Raw genomic sequence first — 280 nt, 5'->3', positions numbered from 1 at the left:
AAATGATGAAAACCTTGAAAATCGCAACTCGACAAAGCCCGCTTGCATTGTGGCAGGCAGAACATATTCGTGATCGTTTAGAACATGGCTTTACCTTACAAATTGGCGATCCGAATATCATCACAGAGATTACCCAGATTCCTGTAATTTCAGATTTTAGACGTCGCGATATGGCAGCAGGTGGGCAAGGTGCACCATTGGTTACTGCATTTCATCAGGCATTGTTCCAACATGCAACGATTCATCGTGTGATTCTCAACCTAGGTGGAATCGCCAATGT

General features: G+C 43.9%; 1 protein-coding gene. It reads left to right on the top strand.

Going from position 1 to position 280, the window contains the following annotated elements:
- Positions 1-14: 14 nt before the first annotated feature.
- Positions 15-280, top strand: a 266-nt coding sequence (locus FLQ44_RS13590) for an anhydro-N-acetylmuramic acid kinase (RefSeq protein ID WP_240801288.1), incomplete at its 3' end; no start/stop codon positions are given.

Source organism: Vogesella mureinivorans (assembly GCF_007644035.1).
Classification (GTDB): Bacteria; Pseudomonadota; Gammaproteobacteria; order Burkholderiales; family Chromobacteriaceae; genus Vogesella; species Vogesella mureinivorans.
Note: the sequence above shows the minus strand (reverse complement) of the source record. Positions and strands in the feature narration are given on the sequence as shown.